This window comes from Streptomyces sp. NBC_00273 (genome assembly GCF_036178145.1).
Lineage (GTDB): Bacteria > Actinomycetota > Actinomycetes > Streptomycetales > Streptomycetaceae > Streptomyces.
Map to the genome: position 1 here is coordinate 9577443 of NZ_CP108067.1, position 18048 is coordinate 9595490.

The following is an 18048-nucleotide window of genomic DNA, read 5'->3' on the forward strand; positions in this document are numbered from 1 at the left end:
TGATTTGGTACACCCCGATCCTCGGAGAACCCGGCCCACCGGACGATCCCCCCACTGCCCGTATTCGGGGTGGTGCCAGCACCACCCCGGCCCAGCTCGGCCGCCCCGACCCCGTCGAGGCCGGACGCGGCCTCGAAAGTCGGAACTCCCGGGCTGCCCCCGACGCGGGGTCCTGGAGCTTGCCGTCGATCAGGAGCCGGTTCTCAGAGGACATGGCCGCCGCTCCCCGGCTCAGTGGCGGACGCCGTGATCGGCGCCGTCGTGGGGGCGGGCAGCTCCGGGGAGACCGTCGTGTCGGTGGCCGGCCCGGTGGTGGCCGCGATGGTCTCCGCGCGGGTGCGTAATGGAGCGTTGGGACCACCAGGGTGTGACCCGGCGCCAGCGGACATACGAGAACGCCGTGGGCAACGCCGCCCAGCCACTGCTGGAACGCATCAAGCAGGCGCAGCGGGGCGACCGGCCCACGGCGAGGCTCACCACGCTGAGCCTGACCTGAAGGGTGGACCACGCCTGGCCGATGAATTCCCAGTTAGACCGTGTCCTACATGGTGAGGTTGAGGAAGCGTTTGTAGCAGCAGATGGCTGCTGCCAGGCCGAGGAAGGCCAGGTAGTTGCGGGGATGGCGTTCGTAGCGGTGGTTGAGCCGGCGGTAGCCGGTGAGCCAGGACATCGTCCGCTCGATCACCCAGCGGCGGCGGCCCAATCGTTCGCTGGATTCGATGCCCTTGCGGGCGATGCGGACCCCGATGTGCTTGCCCCAGAGCCATTGCCGCAGGTGGGGGATGTCGTAGGCCTTGTCTGCGTGGAGTCGTGTCGGCTTGGAATCGGCTGCGTGGGATTCGTGTCCCATGTGGAAATGGGACAGCATCGGCTTCAGTCCGAGGCTGTCGTGGGTGTTCGCAGCGGAGAGGCCGACGCGTAGGGGCAGTCCGCCCGCATCCGACAGGACGTGCATCTTGGAACCTGGCTTGCCCCGGTCCACGGGACTCGGACCTGTGAATTCGCCCCCTTTTTAGCGCGGACGTGGGCGGAGTCGAGGACCACACGGGCGAGGTCGACCAGCCCTTGCTCGTCCAGGAGCTGGAGGACCTTCTGGTGAAGCCGCCCCCAGACCCCGGCTCTGGACCAGATGACAAACCGGCGGTGCACAGTCGACTTCGACGCCCCGAAGCAGGGCGGCAGTGCCCGCCAGGCGCATCCGCTGACCAGCACGTAGATGATCGCGGCAAAGACCGCCTCATCATCGATGTTCGCCATCCCACCGCCCTGCGGCCGAACCCGCGTCGGCGGCAACAACGGCCGCACTATCTCCCACAATCCATCCGGAACGATCCATCCCCACCGCCCACTCCCCATGCCCACCACAACGCCCAACAAGCCATGTAGGACACGCTCTAAGACCGTGTCCTACATGGTGAGGCGGACGAGTCGCTTGTAGCAGCAGATGGCTGCTGCTTAGGCTTGTCCCGCAAACTTCCTGATCAGGGCCTGATGGCATGATCGAGGCGTGATCAGTGAACCCGGTCAGTCTGGTGCGATGAGGTATGTCCTGTTTGATGTCGATGGCACGTTGATCGATGCCGTGGACAATCAGCGCCTGGTCTGGCAAACGTGGGCAGAGCGGTCCGGGCTGGACCCCGATGAGGTCTACCGGGTGGCGCTACGGACGAGGCCGATGGAGACCTTCGCGCAGGTCGCTCCGGACCGGGACGCTCAGAAGTGCCTGGCCGAACTGCACGAGCTGGAGGACGAGGACGTCCGCACTGGCACCTATGCGGCTTTCGATGGTGCCTCGGAGCTGCTGAACGCTCTGCGGCCCGGGGCCTGGGCGTTGGTGACGTCGAACTATGAGCACCGGGTACGTGGACGTTTCGCCCGAACGGGCTTGCCGGTCCCGGAAGTCCTCGTGGACGCCGCCGCGGTGGAGGAGGGCAAGCCGTCGCCGGTGCCGTACCTGCAGGCAGCTGCGCGACTTGGTGCCCAACCGGAGGACTGCCTGGTCGTCGAGGACGCCCCCTCCGGAGTGCAGTCCGGGCTGCGTGCAGGGATGACGGTGTGGGGCGTCAACACCCCCGCAGGGGTGGACGGCGCGCATCGCCACTTCGGCACCTTGCGCGAAGCGGTCCGCGACATCCTCGCCTTCGTCTCCCGACCCCACCCTCACCAGCTGGAGGGTTCCGCCAGAGTGCAATGATCTTGCTGTGGCTGGTGTGATCACAGCGTCGGAGCCGTCTTGGATAGTCCCGTTGACCGGGTTGAGCCCGCGCCGGTTCACGAAGCTGGTGACGGCACTGCGTCGCACGGGAGCCTGCCGATCCCCCCAAGAAGGGTTGGCTGCGCAGGTGACCAGCCGTCTTCAAGGATGTCGCCATCCGCGTCGCGCGGCGCATGTGTCAGCCGCGCCGATCTGACACAACCGCAAGACCGCATGCCGCGATCTCTGATGGGTTATGACGTGATCACATCGGAATGACTCGTGTAGGGCTGACGGCCAGGGATAAGGGTGCATCGCACCGCAGAGCGGTGACCGCCGTCCTTGCCTGCGTCGAGCGAGAACCGCTGCGGTTGATCAGCGCTTAAGCAGTGCGGCCGACACCTCGGCCAGATACGTGGGGTCGGTGGGCACGGCGCCCGGTACCGCATGGGCGAGCTGGGCGTGGCCCAGGTAGCTCGTGTAGGCGAAGAAGCCGCGGCGGCGTGCCTCGGGGGCAGGGAATCCGAGCAGTTCGAAGAGGTGGGCGAGGTAGCCGACCCTGCGTTCGGTGACGCGGGCGAGTGCGGCTGCAACCTCGGGATGGTCGCTGGCAGCCAGCAGCCGCACCTCCCGCGGGTCGTCGACCGCGGCGGCGGTTGCCCCGCGCAGGAGCGCGTCGAGCCGGGCGGCGGGGTCGGGCTCGACCGCCTCCATCGCTCGGATGATCCGCTCGGTGGACGACTCCTCCCAGCGCGCGAGTGCGGCGGCTACGAGGGCATCGCGGTTGGCGAAGTGCCAGTAGAAGCTGCCTTTGGTGGTACCGAGTCCGGCCGCGAGAGGCTCCACCGCCACCGCGGCGAGGCCGCGTTCGACCAGCGCGGCAAGGGCGGCGTCGGCCCAGTCGTCGGCGGTGAGCCGCTCGCGGGCGAGGCGGTGCTCCTGCTGGCCGGATGATTCGCTCACATCTCCATACGCTACCGTATGGTGGAAACATACGCTCCCGTATGGAGGTCCGGCATGCGCGCGGTACGCAACGTTCACGAACGGATCATCCCGGCATCAGCCGACTGCGTCGGGGCGCTCCTCGACCGGGTGTCTGCACCCGACGACCCCATCTTCCCCACCCCGGTCTGGCCTGCGATGGTCCTCGACCGTCCGCTTGGCGTCGGCGCGGATGGCGGCCACGGCCGGGTCCGTTACTGCGTCACCGCGTACGTGCCGGGCCGCTCCGTACGCTTCGACACCACCGGTGGGGCGATGGGGCAGGGGTATCACCGTTTCGACGTCGAACCGCTCGGCACTGACCGGTGCCGGGTCGTCCACGTTCTCGAACTGACGATGCCGGTACGGCGGTTTCTCCAGTGGAAGATGGCGATCCAGCCGGTGCACGACACGATGATCGAGGAGGTCTTCGACAACATCGAACGGGGCGCCCTCGGCCGTCCGCCCCACGCGCCGACCCGTCGACGGCCGCGCGCACTGCTGGTCAACTGGCTGTTCTGGGCCCGACCGCGCGCCGTTCCCGTGCCTTCACACGCCCGGCTGCTGCACGAGGACGTACCCCGGCCGGACTTCGCCGACGCCTGGCGCCTGCCCGTGCCACCGGGGATGTCCCGCGACCCACGGGACTGGAGGCACTTGCTGCCGTTCCCCGTACGCGGCACCGCCGACCGCGAGCTCATGACCGGCAAGGACGCATCCCACCTGGACTTCCGCTCCTCGATCGTGATCGAGGACGACACCGTGACCCTGGCAACGGCCGTACGACTCCACAACACCCGTGGACGCCTGTACTTTGCGGTGGCGGGCCTCGCCCACCCGTATATGGCCCGCCTGATGCTGCGCCGGGCTCACCGCCGGCTTGCCTTCATAGCGCGACCGGCGGGCGAGCGGAACGCCTGAGCACCGGCCGACCTGCGGCCCGGAGGTGACCGGCTCCGGTGACTGGAATACAAGCGCAGTAGCGGTAGTTGGGGCGGGGTGTTGCGGGACAGCAGGGTGCGGATCGCCCCGGTCCCGGGTTGTGGGGGTGCTTGGGGTGTCTGCTCGCCATGACCGCGACCATGGGCACCTGGTGGCATCCGCCGAGTCGCAGTTGCCGCACGGCCTGGTCCTTGACGGCGAACTCGTCGTCGGGGACATCGAAGCAGAGCGCTTGTCGTTCGAGGCGTCCGGTCCGGCCGCGGGTCCTCCTCGCGGGCCGCCGTTCCGTGCGCCGGCGGGGCGGCTTCCCGGGGGACCGATCACAGGAGGCCGGGTTTCCCACTCGATGTGCCTCACCGTGCCCGTGAGTCCGAGGATGGTGGCGCCGGCCGAGCCGATCGCGACGAGTGCGGCTCCGATGTGACGGGTGAGCAGGAGGACGGCGAGTGCGCTGAGGATTCCGCAGAGGACGGCGATGTCTGCCTGGAGCGCCGCACCATCCTGCTGGTGGCCGAAGCCCCCTCTCCTCGTATGTCGTCGGCCCGCCGTAAGAATAGACATGTGCGCGAATAGCGGACTTGGGTGCGAAGAATTCCGGAGAACGGTTGTTACTCGATCAACTAGCCCGGGCGGGTGAGGCGGGCGAGGAGTGCGCCCGGTGGTGCGCCGGAGCACGCCGCGCCGTAGGTGCGGTTCCCGGGGCGGGTGGGTGTAGCGGTCAGTGAATGTCAGGGGCACGTTCGGGGGGAATGCGTGCAGTGTGCAGGCGAGTGTGACGGATATGTCCGTGTCTGGTAACCGGCGTCGGTGGGGGCTGCGGTGGGGTCCGTGTCGGGTCGAGAGTGTGGCCAACGGCTCACCCCGAGCCACCCCCGCAACTGCCTCTCCTCGCTGTTTCGGCTGGTGGGCACTGTTCTTGAGGGAGCGTCACCCATGTCTTCTGCTTCTTCCTCCGTTCGTCGTATCGCCGCTACCGTCGTGGCTGCCGGTGCCGTCGTCTCTGCCGTCGCGCTGCCGGCGGCCGCCGCGGATGGTGACCGTCACCACCAGCGGCCGCGGGTGGAGATCAGCCGGGTCCAGGCCGACAGCCCCGGACGTGACGACCACTCGAACCGCTCCCTGAACGCGGAGTGGGTGGAGATCACCAACACCACCCGCGACGCCATCAACCTCCGCGGCTGGACCCTGCGTGACAGCGACGGCAACCGCTACCGCTTCGACAACGTCCGCATCGGTAGCCGCGCTACCATCCGCATCCACACCGGCAACGGCCGCGACACCCGCACCGACCTCTTTCAGGACCGCCGCGAGTACATCTGGGGCAACCGCGCCGACACCGCCACCCTGCGCGACGACCGCGGCCGCACCGTCGACACCGAAACCTGGGGCCGCCGCTAACCCCCACCACACGCAGGCCGCAGAGCCTGCGTGACATGACCCACCCGCAGCCGGACCGCATGGCAACCAGCCACTGACCGGCACGCGCACACGGGCCGTCGCCTCGACCAGGCGACGGCCCGCACTGCTGCGTCCGGCAGGCGGTCCGAAGGGGGCTACCCGCGGTGTCGTCTTGCCCGAAGGCGGTGACGGCGATGGGGTGCCAGCCCTCCTCCCTGGTGGCTGTCCCGGCCTGTTCGGACCGCTCGAAGGCTGACCAGGCACCAGCTGGGCGGATGGGGACGTTCACGTGTACGCCGACGGAACGCGCCCGGCGGGGTTCCTTGGTGACCGGCACGACCGGGAGGACGCTGGTGGCGTGACCAGGAAGATCGTTCGGCGGTGCTCTCAGTGCGGCAGCAGGTTCCCTCCGGAATCGAGGAGGTCGCGTCGGTACTGCACAGCGACCTGCCGCACGAGGGCTTGGCGGTAGTTGTCCGCCCATCGGGCCGCCCTCGACGCCGGCGGCGAGGCGATGCGGGCCCTGCTCGCAGGTGACCCCCACCCTTGGCCCCAGTTCAAGTGCGCCTAGCGCACCTCGGCCGGGTACTCCAGCGGCGCGCCATCCGGCCTGCGGAAGCGGCGGGCAGCCGGCACAGCTCGTCGAAGTGCAGGACGAGGGCATGGCGTCGCCGCCAATCCGGTTCAGAAGACGTCACAGCAAGCACCTCCCTGCTGTGAGCGTCCCCCTCGCGGCGGTCGGCCATCGGATGACGAAGGGGAGTTCCGGTAAGCCTTCTGAACCCGTGCACACCCACCGGCCAATGTCAGTGGCTGTCTGTAGCATCCGTGGCCAGGTTGGTGACCCGTCCACCCGCAATGCGGAGGGACGGGGCCGTGAACGGGCTGCGAGGAGCGTGTGGCGATGGCGAACGGTAACAAGGCCGTCGGGCCGACGCTGGATTCCGACGACGAAGCCGCGCTGTTGCGGCCGTTGGCGTTCGCCGAAGGCGGGGGTCTGCCACTTGCCCTGTGGGTGGTCCTGGCACGTGCCCTGTCGGGTCACCCGTGGACGGCTCAGGACGTGAGCGTGTTCCGGGACCGGGCGGGCGAACTCCTGGTCGAGACCCAGACACCGGAGGGTGTGGCCTACCGGTTGCGTGCCCGGGGAGCTCGGTCGGACGAGCAGCAGACACAACGGGCGGTCACGAGCGCGCTGCTGGCCGAGGTGCCCCTTGACCGGGACGGCGGGCACCGCGACTGGCTGGCTGCCGCACCGTACATCGTCGACCATCTCGCCGCCCACGCCGCCGCGGCCGGTGCCCTGGACGAGATGCTCGAGGACGCCGAGTACATGGTGCACGCGGCCCCGCGGGGGCTGCTCCGCGCGCTCAACATCCCAGGCTCGTCCCAGGAGACGGTGCGGCGGAGTATCTACCGGGCATCCGTCCAGGTCCATGCCACCGCGACCCTGCCCGAAAGACGGGACATCCTCGCCATCGACGCCGCGCGCCACGGTGAGACCGGCCTCGCCCGGGAGCTGTCTCGCGGCCGCCCGTGGCGGCCGCGCTGGGCGACCGGCACGATGGTTCATCCAGCGCTGCGCTTCACCAAGACGGGACCGGGCGTGGACGCCGCCGCGTGCACCGTCATCGACGGGCGTCCCCACGCGGTGACCGGCTGCTACGACGCGAACGTCCGCGTGTGGGACCTGGTCGACGGAACCGAACGCCTTGTCATCACCGAGGACGACGGGGTCTACGCACTGGACTGCGTCGAGATCGACGGGCGTCCCCATGTCGTCACAGGAACCTGCTCCGGCGGCCTACGGGTGTGGGATCTGGATACCGGGGCCGAGCGGTTCGCCCTCGGAGGTCACAAGGGTTGGATACACGCGGTGGGCTGCACGGTGATCGACGGCCGGCCGCACGCCGTCACTGCGGGAGAGGACTGCCTGGTCCGGCTGTGGGACCTGGTCGATGGGTCGGAACGTGCGCGGATGCCCGGCCACACCGAGGAAGTACGAGCGGTGGCGTTCAGCGAGGTCGCCGGCCGCCCCGTGGCCGTGACCGGGGGCTATGACAACACGGTGAGGCTGTGGGACCTGGAGGACGGCGTCGAGCGGGCCGTGCTCACCGGTCACACGTCGGCCGTCTACTCGGTGGCTTGCACGGTGATCGACGGCATCCCCCACGCCATCACCGGGAGCGGCGGGGAGCAGGCGGCACGGGTCTGGTGCCTGACCGACGGCTCGCAGCGCGCCGTGCTGGACGGGCACACCTCGTGGATAGCTGCCGTGAGCTGCTTCGACCTCGGCGGACGCCCGCACGTGTTGACCGCCGGTGGTGACTGCACGGTGCACGTGTGGGATCTGACCGAGGACACGGAGCGCGCCGTCCTGACCGGACACCACGGCTATGTGGACACGCTGGCCAGCACGGAGATCGACGGGCGCCCGTACGCTGTGAGCGGCGGCCATTCCGCGGCCCCGCGCGTATGGGACCTGGGTGACGCCGCCCTGCCCGCGGGACGCAAGGGCCACACCGGGACCGTGCAGGCCGTGGACGCCGTGGAGATCGACGGCCGTCCGCACGTCGTCACCGGAGGCGACACCACAATACGGGTCTGGGACCTGGCCGATGGGACGGAACGAGGCACCCTGCCCCACGGACACCGTGTGGAGGCGCTGGCGTGCACAACGGTCCACGACAGCCCCTACGCTGCCGTCGGAGGCTGCTGCGGCGTCGCCCGGGTCTGGGACCTCGCCGCAGGGACCGGGCTTCGGGACCTTCCCGGACCCGACCGCCGGGTGGAGACCGTGGCGTGGGCGGATGTCAACGGCCGTCCCTACGTGGTCACCTCCGACCAGGACCGCACCGTACACGTGTGGGATCTGGACGAGGACGTGGAGCACCCGCTCCACAGCGACCGCACCCGGTCGGCGGTGCGGGCCATGGAGCCCGTCACCATCGACGGCCGCCCCCACCTCCTCACGGGCAGTGATGACGCCGCACTGCGGCTGTGGAAGCTCACGGAGAAGGGCCGACGTGTCACCGCCACCGTCCACACAGGGCACCACTGGATACGGGCACTCGCCGGCACCGTCCTGGAGGGCCGTCCCCACGCGTTGACCGTGGGAGGGAACGACACCGCAGTACAAGTGTGGGATCTGACGGACGGCACCCTGAGTTCCACCCTTGCGGGACACCCGTCAGGAGTTCTCGCGGTGGCCTGCACCACGCGGGACGACCGTACGGACGCCATCACCTTGGACGGCAGCGGTACGGTCCACGTCTGGGATCTCGCGCCGGCCCGACTCCGGGAGAAGGTCGCGCTGCCGACGCGGGCCCAGTGCGTGGCTGCCGTCGGCCAAGGCCTCGTCATCGGCATGGGCGACGACGTGGTCGTACTTGACCGCAATCGCTGAGGCAGGAACGGGGTGGACGGTGACGCATCCCGGTGCCGCGAGCAGCGCGGTATGGAGCAGGGGCAGGGACCGGCGACGCCTGCCGCCACCGTGCCGCGGAAGCCCCGCAGGGCGCCTCTGACGGGTCCGGCGCCCTCGGATGGATGATGCGACGGTCGTCCTGCAGAGCCGCCTCCGGCTGGTCTGGCGGACCCTGAAAGAGGGGCGGGCAAGCCGTGAGGGAGGCCCCTGTGACGCTCGGGCCGCCAGTGGAGCTGATGCTGGCGCAGGCCGCGGAAGCCGTGCCAGGCCCGGCCGCTTTGCGGGCGGGGGTGGCGTACGAGCAGAAGCTGGACGGGCACCGGGCGCTGCTGTTCACCGCGACCGTGCCGGGCGGCACGGCGCTGGTGCAGACCCGCCGCGGGGCGCTGGTCCAGGAGTGGCCTGCCCAGGGCGGCGTGAGGAACCGTGCAGTTGCCCCGCCAGTCATGTTCAGGTGACCGCCCCATGTCCAGGCCCTGCTTTAGAGTGATCGTTTGACTCCGGAGAAGGTGGGGCGACTTGTGAAGTTCAGTACTGCACAGCGGTGTTATGTGTTCGTCGCGGTCTTGGCGATGGCAGCCGCCGGCTGTACGAAGGAACCGGCTCCGAACGCCGTGGGCGCTGCTCCACCGGCGTCCACCGGCACATCTGGCAAGCCACCGCGGGCCGTGCACGATCCGCCGGCACGTTTCGATGGCGGCGCCGGTGTTCTCATGCCGCAGGAGGCGAGGTCGGGCCGGCTGACATGGCCGGGGGGAGGGACGCCGGTGGCTCTCTACAAGCAGACGGCATATGTGGCTCTGCCTGATCGTGTCCTGGCGGTCGACACGGCTAGCGGCGCGGTCACCACCGCGGTCACTTCTGAGGCCGAGCCGCTCGTGAAGTTGACCCCGAACCTTGAGAACGACCTCCCGGCCCCCTTTGTCACCGGAGCTGAGTCACCGCTGGTCCTCACCACCTTCTTCGTTCACCAGCCGGGCGTCGGAACGCAGGCCCCGCGTGCCTTCCTGGAGTTCACGGCGATCCCCACAGCCGCGGGCGCCACCCCGTGGCGGATGCCGCTGGAGCTTCCGGAGTGGACGAAGCGTAGCCAGGCTCCGATCGCTTCTTCGGTCGTCGGGGTGTCGGGCAAGGTCGCTGTCTTCACGCTGTTTCCCACCCGGTCGACGGTCTCATCCGGAGCCACCACCTATGCCGTCGATCTCGACAGCCATCGTGTGCTGTGGACCAAAGACCTGTTCCAGGCGGCGTCGGTCACGGACGGCATCGTGACGGGCGAGACGCGGGACAAGGCCGACAGCGACTACTCGGCCGTGGCCGGATACGACCTGGCCACCGGTGCCGAGAAGTGGCGGGCGGAGGACCGCATCAACCTCCAGGTGACGCCGGCGGGGCCCCACCTCGTTCTGGCCACGGCGAAGAACAAGTCCGACTTCCGGATCCAGTACCGCCAGCTCCTCGACCCCGCCACCGGCAAGGTGAAGCGGGATCTGCCGGACGACCTTCCCGGCAGTGACTGTGCTCACGACGGCGCGAGCACCCTCGTGTGTGCCGGGCGTAGCCCCGAGTCCTATGCCTGGGCCGTCGACGACACCACTGGTGCCACCCGTTGGCAACTGCCGGACAAGAACGCCGGCCGCATCGCACCCCAGGTGACCACGGTGTGGCACGGGCGGATCTACGGCAAGACCAGTGACGGCCCCCTCACCTTGGACGCACGTACCGGCGCCGACCTACCGACACGGCCCGGCGTCGCCCCCTACCTGGTCAACGAGTACATCGGACTGGCCCTCTCCGATGGCGGCGACGCCTTGACGGCCTACCCGGCCAACGGATGACTGTGACATCAGGAGGGCCCCGGTCGTGGAGGATGCAGAAATCGGCCTGGGGTGGCGGACTGCTCGGACCGTCGATCGGGGAAGGCGATCCGCCGTTTTCTGGCCGTTGGCACTGGCTTCCTGCTCCACTGGGATGAGCGCCATCACCCCGCCTGGCCGCGGCCTGGCCGGAAACCAGCTGTCCCCTCCAACGGTCCTGGGCCCCAGGACTGATCCGCCCCGGGCCGTGAGCTTGTGCTTTATGGTCTGATCCGGTCGCGTTCGATGATGCTCTCGGGGCGCCGGACGGTTTTTCCCACGTCGTAGCGGGTGGCGGGCCTCTGGTTCTTCGAGCCGAGTGGGCGGCCGGGACCGGGCCGGGTGGGTTTGGGCGCACGGGCCGGGCAGGGCAGGTGCGGGCGGAGGTTCCTGAACCCGCGGCGGACCCGGGCCGGGGTCAGCCTGTTCGGTTCTGCCGGCCGTTCCCAAGGCCGGCGGACGTCCTCGGCGAGCGGCCGGGCGAGACGGAGCTGGGTGTGCGCGACGATGATCAGCCACGTCCACCGGTCCGCAGCTTCCGGTGTGCGGAGCTTCGGCCGGGTCCAGCCGAGGGTCTGCTTGATCATCCGGAACGTGTGCTCCAGGTCGAAGCGCCGGAGGAACGCCTGCCAGCGCAGATCGACATCGGGGCCGGCCATGCCGGTGGCGGAGGACCACAGCCACAGCGGCAGCGGTTCTCCGCCGCCGGGCAGGTGGTCGGCGTCCAGACGGATCAGCGTCCCCTCGATGATGGGGAGTTCACTGTCGTGGTCGATCCACGCGGAGCGGGTGGTGAGGCGGGGGTGGATGCGGTCCCAAGCCATCGCCCGGGCGGTGCCGTAGCGGTCGGTGACCTGAATGGTCGCCGCGTCGGGGTCGCCCCAGGTGGCAGGCTTGGCGAAACGGAATTCCTTGCCGTGCTTCGGTGGCCGGCCGCCCTGGGGATAGGCCAAGGCGTACTCCAGTTGTGTGGGTGTCGGCCGTCGCATGACACGGTCCGATCGCATGCGCCCCAGGACCTCGACGGACAGTCCGTTGAGAAGGTAGGCCATGCGCGGGGCGTCGTAGCCGGCGTCGAAGACGATGAGGATGTCGGGATCGCCCTCGCGCCAGCGTCCGCCGGTGATCAGGTCCTCGACTAACCGGCGGACCTGGCGGGCGGTGACCTCGGCGACATCGTCCTCGGGACCGAGCCGCACGGCGTCCAGCAGCTGGCACCAGGAGGTGCGGCCCGATTCGAGAGCGGCAACGAACGAGTACGGCCAGCCCGGGATCATCAGATGCTGGTCCCGGCCACGGCCGAAGGTATGGCAGAACAGCCTGTCCGCGCTGCACTCGGCATCCGGCCGCAGCCAGTTGGTCACGTCCACGGCCAGGACGAGACGGTCATCGGCCGCCCTCGGCTGGGGCAGCGCAGCCAGTGTCCGCCGCAGCCCGTCGATGTCGATGCGGCCATGGTTGAGAGCGTCATACAGCGCGCCGTGCCCACGGCGGTGCTCGGCCAGCAGCGTCAGGTCCACCGGCGCGGTCACCGGCCCTTCGGCGCAGAGCAGAGCGTCGGTCAGCTCGAACAGCTCGTCACGTCGGGAGGTCAGACACGCATAGAAATCGTCCCGGAAGTGTGACGACACAGCGAACGCATCCCGCTGGACATCGTGATGCAGCAAACTCATTCCCCCACGGCCTTCGTGCTGGCCAGGTGTCTCTTCGGTCGGAGCACAGGATCAAGCGAAGGCCGCGTTCACGTCCCAGGAACCCACGTACGGGGGATCACGTTCGGGGGCATCGTTCGAGGTCAGACACTATTGAACAAGTCCAGATTCAGGACTGTCTGCCCGCCGAGTGCTCGTTCCGCTGGTATTCCATGACTTCCTCTTGCCCGGGTACCGGGCTGCTGAGGGCGGTGGCCAGAGCCTGGGCTTGGTCCGGCGTGATACCGAGGGCGAGGGGTACCTGGCGAGGGCTGTACGGGGATGAGCACACGGCGATCGGGCTGTCGCCGGTCGGCGTCCACCGGGGTCCGTTCGCCGGGTCCTGTTCCCCCAGCAGGACCGCGGCCAAATCGCTAGCAGCTTCCGCGCGGATCCCACAGTGGGACAGTGCGCGTGCCACGGTGTCGCACGCCTCGCCGGGCATGTCGGCGTCGCCGAGCATGGGCAGCAGGAGTAGGAGGCGCTCGGATGGATTGGTCAAACCCTCGGTGCCTTGTGTGCTCGTGGCGAGGGTGAGGAGCTCCGTCCAGGACAGGCCAGGGCCGGCCTCGTCGGCGCCGCACTGACCGAGAAAGCCGAGGCGCCCCCACTTGGGATGGCGGATGAAGTAGTCGACGTTGTTCTGGTCGTCCCAGTTGGCATAGACGGCGTAGACCGTATGGCCACCGTCGAAGCAGACCCGCAAGACTGGCCAGGGCTGCTCGGGGTCACCGAGGCGATCCACCATTTCCTCGTAGGCTGACGTGTCCACCCCGTATGGCTCGGCTGGTTCGCCGGGATCGCCCATCGTCAACAGGACATGAGCTAGCCAGAACGTGGGGTCTCGCGCGAGGTCCTCGCTCGCGACCAACTCGCAGTCCTGTACGTACTCCGGGATGTATACGCCGATGCTCATGGGAGGAGGCTAGGGAACACCGGAGGGCGACCGTGCGTCGGGGCTGGGTTTCCACACCGATGGGCAGAGCAAGACATCCTCAAATCAGCGTACGCGGTTAAAATTCAAGGTGAGTGCGTGTTTCTAATCTGCTCAGGCTGCGGCACCACAGCATGCCCAGGAAATCGGAGGCGCCACTGCCCGAGCGTCTCATACCATCGGCTCGTACCGACCGCCGAGTATCACCAAGGACTTTGTGAATCACTCCGATCTCCGCGCCAAGGCCCCGTCGCTCGCGGCCAGCATGGCCGCCGCCGATCACAGCCCGGACATCCAGTTGTCCCAGACTCGCCACCGCGCCGCGCTCGTGGCGAGCTGGCACATCACACCCGGCTCCACTGTCCTCGAACTGGGATGCGGCCAGGGCGACATGACCGCCGTCCTCGCAGAGGCGGTTGGCCCCAATGGGCGCGTGGTGGCCATTGACGTGGCCGACCCCTCCTATGGGACGCCGGTCACGCTCGGGGAATCGGCAGCCCGGCTCGCGGCGGGCCCTCTCGGGCCGCGCATCGACTTCCGCTTCGGCACCGACGTCCTCGACCGATCAGTCGACTTCCCCGAAAGTACCTTTGACCATGTGGTGCTCGCACACTGCTCCTGGTACTTCGCATCGCTCGGACAACTGCGAGACACACTGGCCCGGGTACGGCCGTGGGCGCGGCGGCTATGGTTCACCGAGTGGGACTTGACGCCTACATCTGGCGACCAGTTGGCGCACCTGCTCGCCGTGCTGATCCAGGGGCAGGCCGAGGCCGCGGGATCGCATGGCGAGGGCAACGTCCGCACGGCTTTCTCGCGTGAGGGGCTGCTGCGGCTCCTGCCTGAGGCCGGATGGACAGCTGACGGCAGCGAGCCGGTCGATACCGGAGAACTGCAGGACGGTGACTGGGAAATCGCTGCTTGCCTCGACCTGGTCGGAACGGAGGAGCGTCTGGCTGCGCTGCCCGAGCCGGTGCGACAGCTCGTCCTGAGCCAGGCCGACGTTCTCCGGGCCATCGCCAAGCCGCGCGGCAACCGTGCGCTCGCCGCGTATTCAGTCACCGCGCGCTGACATATGGCCCCAGCGGCTGGCCGGTCAAAGTTCATCGACATCGGCCAACCTTGACCCACCTCCGCTTCCAGACCGGGGATGTGAAGGTGTCCGGCGAGCCCTCTGCCGGGCCTGGACATCGACCACATGGTTCCGCGGTGGCCGCGTTGGTGGCGGGGCGGGACCGTGGGGACGTAGCGGCGGTCTTCGGGGTGTCGCTGTAGGCGGTCGACACGTGGTCGGCGAAGTGGCAGGCCGGCGGTCGTGGTGCGCTGGTCATGCAGCCGCGGGGCAAACCGGTCGGGGTGCACCAGGTGCTCGGGGAGGCAGAGCAGGCCGCTGTGCGGCAGGCGGTCGTCGATCACCGGCCCTGCAACGTGGGCTTGAGCGGGCAGCTGTGGACGCGGCGGCTGGTGGGAGAGCTGATTGCGGGGCTGTACCGGGTGCGGCTGACCGAGCCCGGGGTGGGCAAGCACCTGAGGCGTTGGGGGCTGTCCTTCCAGCGTCCGGACAAGCGGGCCGTGGAGCAGGACCCGGAGGCCGTGCGCCGCTGGCACGAGGAGACCTGGCCGGCGATCCGGGCGAAGGCGAAGAAGGACGGCGGCGAGGTCCTGTTCGCCGACCAGGTCGCTCGAACGCGTGAGCACGACCTTCGGGCACGGACCGTACGTGATCGAAGCCCACCGCAACCGAGTGGAGTGACACCCGCCCCATTCGCGGGCCCTGGAGGGACCCGGTGGTCCGTCCAGGGCCTCTTTCGTATCCCCGCGCCTTCTGGACCGGTCGCAGCCCAGGCGACAGCGTTCACCACGAATGCGAGAGGGCGTGTACCCCGGGCACTGAGGCCCAGCTGGGTCTGGCCGCCGACAGCGGCCCCCACGTCCGCAACGTCCTCGACGGGAACCCCAAGAGTTTCTGATCAATAGCATCCCGACGCTTGTTTCGCTGCGTCGCCGGCATGCCTTCTCTCTGCTCCACCAGTCCAAATGATTCGCCGTCCGCTGGGAACATCGCACTGAACCCGAAACGCCTCACCAGGCCCGACTTGTGATCGTGCTACGAGTGCTACGCCTACCCGTACCCCTCCGAGCTCCTCCACGGACTGTGGTTGCAGGCCGGTCGTGTTGGAGGAGACTGGAAGTGCGGGGGTTCATGTTGCTGGTCCTTACCCCTCTATGGGAGGACTCTCATGACCACACTGCGATTGGCCACTTTCAATGTGGAGAACCTCTTTGCGCGTTGGCGCTTCAAGGAGGACGTGAATCCATCGGATGCCAATACACGGGGCTGGATTGTGGACCAGACCCAATTCGTCGAACTGGGCCAGGACGACAAGGCCATCACCGGAGCCGCGGTGCGTGAAATCGACGCGGACGTGCTCGCGCTCCAGGAGGTGGAGAATGTTGACACACTCAAGCACTTCCGTGCCCGCTCGCTCGGTGGGCGGGAGAAGTACCCGTACGTGGCGGGGGTGGACGGAAACGACATGCGGCTGATCGACGTGGCCGTTCTTTCCAGGTTCCCGATCACTCACATCCGCTCCCACCAGCACCTCCTGGACCCTGCCACCCCCACGGCAGGGCTGTTCTCTCGAGACTGTCTCGAGGTCGACGTGCAGGTCGGGACGGGCAGTTCGAAGAGGACCGTGACAATCTACGTCAACCACTTCAAGTCGATGATCGGTGGGCGGAACCAGACCCGGGCGAAGCGGGAGCGGCAGTCCGCGAAGGTGATGGAGATCGTCACCGAACGGTTCGGCCAGGCCTCCCCGGGTGACAGTCCGTTCGTGATCCTGGGAGACCTCAACGACTACATGGAGACGAACGGGGACGGGAGTCCGGGCATCGACGAGCTGGTCAGCTGGGATCAGGTGCAGAACGTCGTGACCCGGCTGCCGTTGGAAGACCAGTGGACCCACTACTGGGCCGGCGGGGAAGAATACCGTCAGCTGGACTATCTGCTGCCGTCGGCATCGCTCGCCACGGCGACACAGACGGCCCCGGAGATCTTCCGTATGGGTCTGCCGCTGCGGGCGATTCGCTACAAGGGCCCCCGGTTCATGGGCATCGGATTCGACAAGCCGAAGGCCTCCGACCACTGCCCGGTCATCTTCGACATCGAGGTCGGCTGAGGCGAGGTCGGCCCGGCGCGATGGAGGCCGCGCACTTGGGCGCTATGTTCGCCGACGCCGATGACGCCCTCATGGAGTATGCGAAGTACTTCCAGAACAGCATCCGGGAAGAGGCGCTGGTGGCCAAGGCCAGGACGGGAATCATCTACGCCCGGGGCGGTGGTGGCACCCTCCGTGAGATCTTCCAGGACGTCGAGGAGAACTACTACGAGGAGGAGACCTCCAAGTTCACGCCGATGATCTTCTTCGACCCTGTCGGATAGTGGCAGAACGACGTCGACATCTACCCGGAGACCGGGCGGAACCTACGCCGCCAAGGCGTCAAGCTCGACGGCGTGCTGGATGAGATCTTCAAGATCGCCCGAGCAAGGCATCAGGACACCGCAGAATGCCTTTCGGAGATCCGGTTCACGATCGACTTCGATGACATCGTCAGGCTGTTGAAGAGTCACCAGGACGCCGTCCAGGAGAACCGCGCACTGATGCCGGAGCACTACGCCGTCGATGGCCCCACCGCCGACTGACGGCGCTGTCGGGGGCCTGCTTCAGCCACAAGGAACGCGCCGCGCACCCGAACGGCCAGCCACGGCGCCGCGGGTAGCGTCGTGAGCACGGCGGCCGTCACGCGGGCGCGGTCGATCACTCGGTGTCCCGGGTGAAGTGGGCGGCCGCCGGCCGTCGATGCGGTGGAGGCCGCCCGTACCGCCGGCGAGGCTGTCCGTCCGGGCAACCCGTACTCGACGGCGGGCCGGGGGGCGTTCGAGCTGATCTTCGCGACGAACACCGGACCGGCCGCGTGGACTTCCGACTGCCGCGATGCACGGTAGCGGCCGGCCCCTCCGGTTGTGCCGCTCCAGCTACACCGTGCGGAGGGCCGGGAAGGAGGACACCTCGGCCAGGGTCGTCACCTCGTAGGTGCGACCCCGCGCGTGCTGGTCCGGGGATGGGCCGACCTCATCAACCCGCGCCGGGAACCCGTCCGCGGACTTCGTGCCCGACGAGATCGTCGACCGCCTCTGGCTGCTAGGCCCGGTCGAGGCACACATCGAGAAGCTTCGGACCTGCGCGACCTCGGCGTCACCGGCGAGGTCGCGGGGGCGTTCCGCCCAGCGTCCAGGGGATGTTGACGGTCGAAGGTCCTTGGGGCCCGCGGACAGCGCCCGTCCGTGCAGGGGAGCGTTCTGCTATCCGGATCCGGGCTCCTCGTACACGTGCGGCCTCCCGCCCTGCCACGCGATGACCTCGGAGTCGGAGAGGACGAGGTCGTCCGGGTCGGGGATGTCGATCCGCCGCAGGAACTCCACCAGATCGCGGTCGCTGTAGGCGACGCCGAGGACGGTGTCGACGCCGCGGATCCGGATCACGACCTGCCGGCCGCCCGAGGCGGAAATCCGGTGCACGAGGATCGGCGCCTGTTCCATGGCTCCAGCCTGCCCCCGACAC

17 protein-coding genes and 2 pseudogenes are annotated in these 18048 nt (G+C 68.5%); 14 read left to right on the forward strand and 5 right to left on the reverse strand.

What is annotated here, in order from left to right:
* Window positions 1-343: 343 nt before the first annotated feature.
* Window positions 344-496 (forward strand): hypothetical protein, encoded by a 153-nt coding sequence (locus OG386_RS43080; RefSeq protein ID WP_328792746.1) that lies wholly within the window; start codon window positions 344-346, stop codon window positions 494-496.
* A 45-nt stretch (window positions 497-541) separates the two neighbouring features.
* On the opposite strand, the gene OG386_RS43085 is transcribed toward OG386_RS43080, so the two are convergent.
* A protein-coding gene (locus tag OG386_RS43085) for an IS5 family transposase (protein WP_328793553.1) occupies window positions 542-1356 on the reverse strand; the annotation gives its coding sequence in 2 pieces (ribosomal slippage) (window positions 542-1014 and window positions 1014-1356; 816 coding nt in all).
* A 151-nt stretch (window positions 1357-1507) separates the two neighbouring features.
* Between OG386_RS43085 and OG386_RS43090 the strand changes: the two genes are divergently transcribed.
* Window positions 1508-2194, forward strand: coding sequence for an HAD family hydrolase (locus OG386_RS43090; protein ID WP_328792747.1), 687 nt, complete (start codon window positions 1508-1510; stop codon window positions 2192-2194).
* 7 nt (window positions 2195-2201) lie between these two features.
* A pseudogene (locus tag OG386_RS43095) lies at window positions 2202-2309 on the forward strand (IS5/IS1182 family transposase); the annotation flags it as partial.
* Window positions 2310-2569: 260 nt separating this feature from the next.
* Here OG386_RS43095 and OG386_RS43100 read toward each other — a convergent pair.
* Window positions 2570-3157: a TetR/AcrR family transcriptional regulator gene (locus OG386_RS43100; protein WP_328792748.1), complete on the reverse strand. Its 588-nt coding sequence runs from the start codon at window positions 3155-3157 to the stop codon at window positions 2570-2572.
* Between the two features lie 54 nt (window positions 3158-3211).
* On the opposite strand from OG386_RS43100, the gene OG386_RS43105 reads away from it, so the two are divergent.
* From OG386_RS43105 to OG386_RS43125, 5 genes are all read left to right on the forward strand, one after another.
* Entirely contained in the window at window positions 3212-4096 is an 885-nt protein-coding gene (locus OG386_RS43105) for a DUF2867 domain-containing protein (RefSeq protein WP_328792749.1), read from the forward strand.
* 954 nt (window positions 4097-5050) lie between these two features.
* On the forward strand, window positions 5051-5515 hold the full coding sequence (locus OG386_RS43110) for a lamin tail domain-containing protein (RefSeq protein WP_328792695.1): 465 nt from the start codon (window positions 5051-5053) through the stop codon (window positions 5513-5515).
* A gap of 904 nt (window positions 5516-6419) precedes the next feature.
* Entirely contained in the window at window positions 6420-8921 is a 2502-nt protein-coding gene (locus tag OG386_RS43115) for a WD40 repeat domain-containing protein (RefSeq protein ID WP_328792750.1), read from the forward strand.
* A gap of 215 nt (window positions 8922-9136) precedes the next feature.
* A complete protein-coding gene (locus OG386_RS43120) occupies window positions 9137-9400 on the forward strand; it encodes a hypothetical protein (RefSeq protein ID WP_328792751.1) in 264 nt (87 codons plus the stop codon).
* A 309-nt stretch (window positions 9401-9709) separates the two neighbouring features.
* A complete protein-coding gene (locus OG386_RS43125) occupies window positions 9710-10780 on the forward strand; it encodes an outer membrane protein assembly factor BamB family protein (protein ID WP_328792752.1) in 1071 nt (356 codons plus the stop codon).
* 239 nt (window positions 10781-11019) lie between these two features.
* On the opposite strand, the gene OG386_RS43130 is transcribed toward OG386_RS43125, so the two are convergent.
* Window positions 11020-12471, reverse strand: coding sequence for an NF041680 family putative transposase (locus OG386_RS43130; protein WP_328792753.1), 1452 nt, complete (start codon window positions 12469-12471; stop codon window positions 11020-11022).
* Between the two features lie 148 nt (window positions 12472-12619).
* Window positions 12620-13405, reverse strand: a complete 786-nt coding sequence (locus tag OG386_RS43135; RefSeq protein ID WP_328792754.1) for a hypothetical protein — start codon at window positions 13403-13405, stop codon at window positions 12620-12622.
* A 235-nt stretch (window positions 13406-13640) separates the two neighbouring features.
* Here OG386_RS43135 and OG386_RS43140 point away from each other — a divergent pair, with 235 nt between their 5' ends.
* From OG386_RS43140 to OG386_RS43165, 6 genes and pseudogenes are all read left to right on the forward strand, one after another.
* Window positions 13641-14495 (forward strand): class I SAM-dependent methyltransferase, encoded by an 855-nt coding sequence (locus OG386_RS43140; protein ID WP_328792755.1) that lies wholly within the window; start codon window positions 13641-13643, stop codon window positions 14493-14495.
* 257 nt (window positions 14496-14752) lie between these two features.
* Entirely contained in the window at window positions 14753-15400 is a 648-nt protein-coding gene (locus OG386_RS47090; RefSeq protein WP_443053281.1) for a helix-turn-helix domain-containing protein, read from the forward strand.
* 263 nt (window positions 15401-15663) lie between these two features.
* Window positions 15664-16605: an endonuclease/exonuclease/phosphatase family protein gene (locus tag OG386_RS43150; protein ID WP_328792756.1), complete on the forward strand. Its 942-nt coding sequence runs from the start codon at window positions 15664-15666 to the stop codon at window positions 16603-16605.
* A 35-nt stretch (window positions 16606-16640) separates the two neighbouring features.
* Complete coding sequence (locus OG386_RS43155) at window positions 16641-16868, forward strand: hypothetical protein (protein ID WP_328792757.1); 228 nt, start codon at window positions 16641-16643, stop codon at window positions 16866-16868.
* 72 nt (window positions 16869-16940) lie between these two features.
* Window positions 16941-17129, forward strand: coding sequence for a hypothetical protein (locus OG386_RS43160; protein WP_328792758.1), 189 nt, complete (start codon window positions 16941-16943; stop codon window positions 17127-17129).
* A gap of 439 nt (window positions 17130-17568) precedes the next feature.
* Window positions 17569-17684 (forward strand): annotated as a pseudogene (locus OG386_RS43165) (TIGR03842 family LLM class F420-dependent oxidoreductase); the annotation flags it as partial.
* 105 nt (window positions 17685-17789) lie between these two features.
* On the opposite strand, the gene OG386_RS43170 reads toward OG386_RS43165, so the two are convergent.
* A complete protein-coding gene (locus tag OG386_RS43170) occupies window positions 17790-18026 on the reverse strand; it encodes a hypothetical protein (protein ID WP_328792759.1) in 237 nt (78 codons plus the stop codon).
* Between the last annotated feature and the right edge of the window lie 22 nt (window positions 18027-18048).

Coding starts and splice junctions, on each gene's coding strand:
- OG386_RS43080 (WP_328792746.1), top strand. CDS start 344: ATGGAGCGTTGGGACCACCAGGGTGTGACCCGGCGCCAGCGGACATAC.
- OG386_RS43105 (WP_328792749.1), top strand. CDS start 3,212: ATGCGCGCGGTACGCAACGTTCACGAACGGATCATCCCGGCATCAGCC.
- OG386_RS47090 (WP_443053281.1), top strand. CDS start 14,753: ATGCAGCCGCGGGGCAAACCGGTCGGGGTGCACCAGGTGCTCGGGGAG.
- OG386_RS43150 (WP_328792756.1), top strand. CDS start 15,664: ATGACCACACTGCGATTGGCCACTTTCAATGTGGAGAACCTCTTTGCG.
- OG386_RS43135 (WP_328792754.1), bottom strand. CDS start 13,405: ATGAGCATCGGCGTATACATCCCGGAGTACGTACAGGACTGCGAGTTG.
- OG386_RS43110 (WP_328792695.1), top strand. CDS start 5,051: ATGTCTTCTGCTTCTTCCTCCGTTCGTCGTATCGCCGCTACCGTCGTG.
- OG386_RS43115 (WP_328792750.1), top strand. CDS start 6,420: ATGGCGAACGGTAACAAGGCCGTCGGGCCGACGCTGGATTCCGACGAC.
- OG386_RS43170 (WP_328792759.1), bottom strand. CDS start 18,026: ATGGAACAGGCGCCGATCCTCGTGCACCGGATTTCCGCCTCGGGCGGC.
- OG386_RS43130 (WP_328792753.1), bottom strand. CDS start 12,471: ATGAGTTTGCTGCATCACGATGTCCAGCGGGATGCGTTCGCTGTGTCG.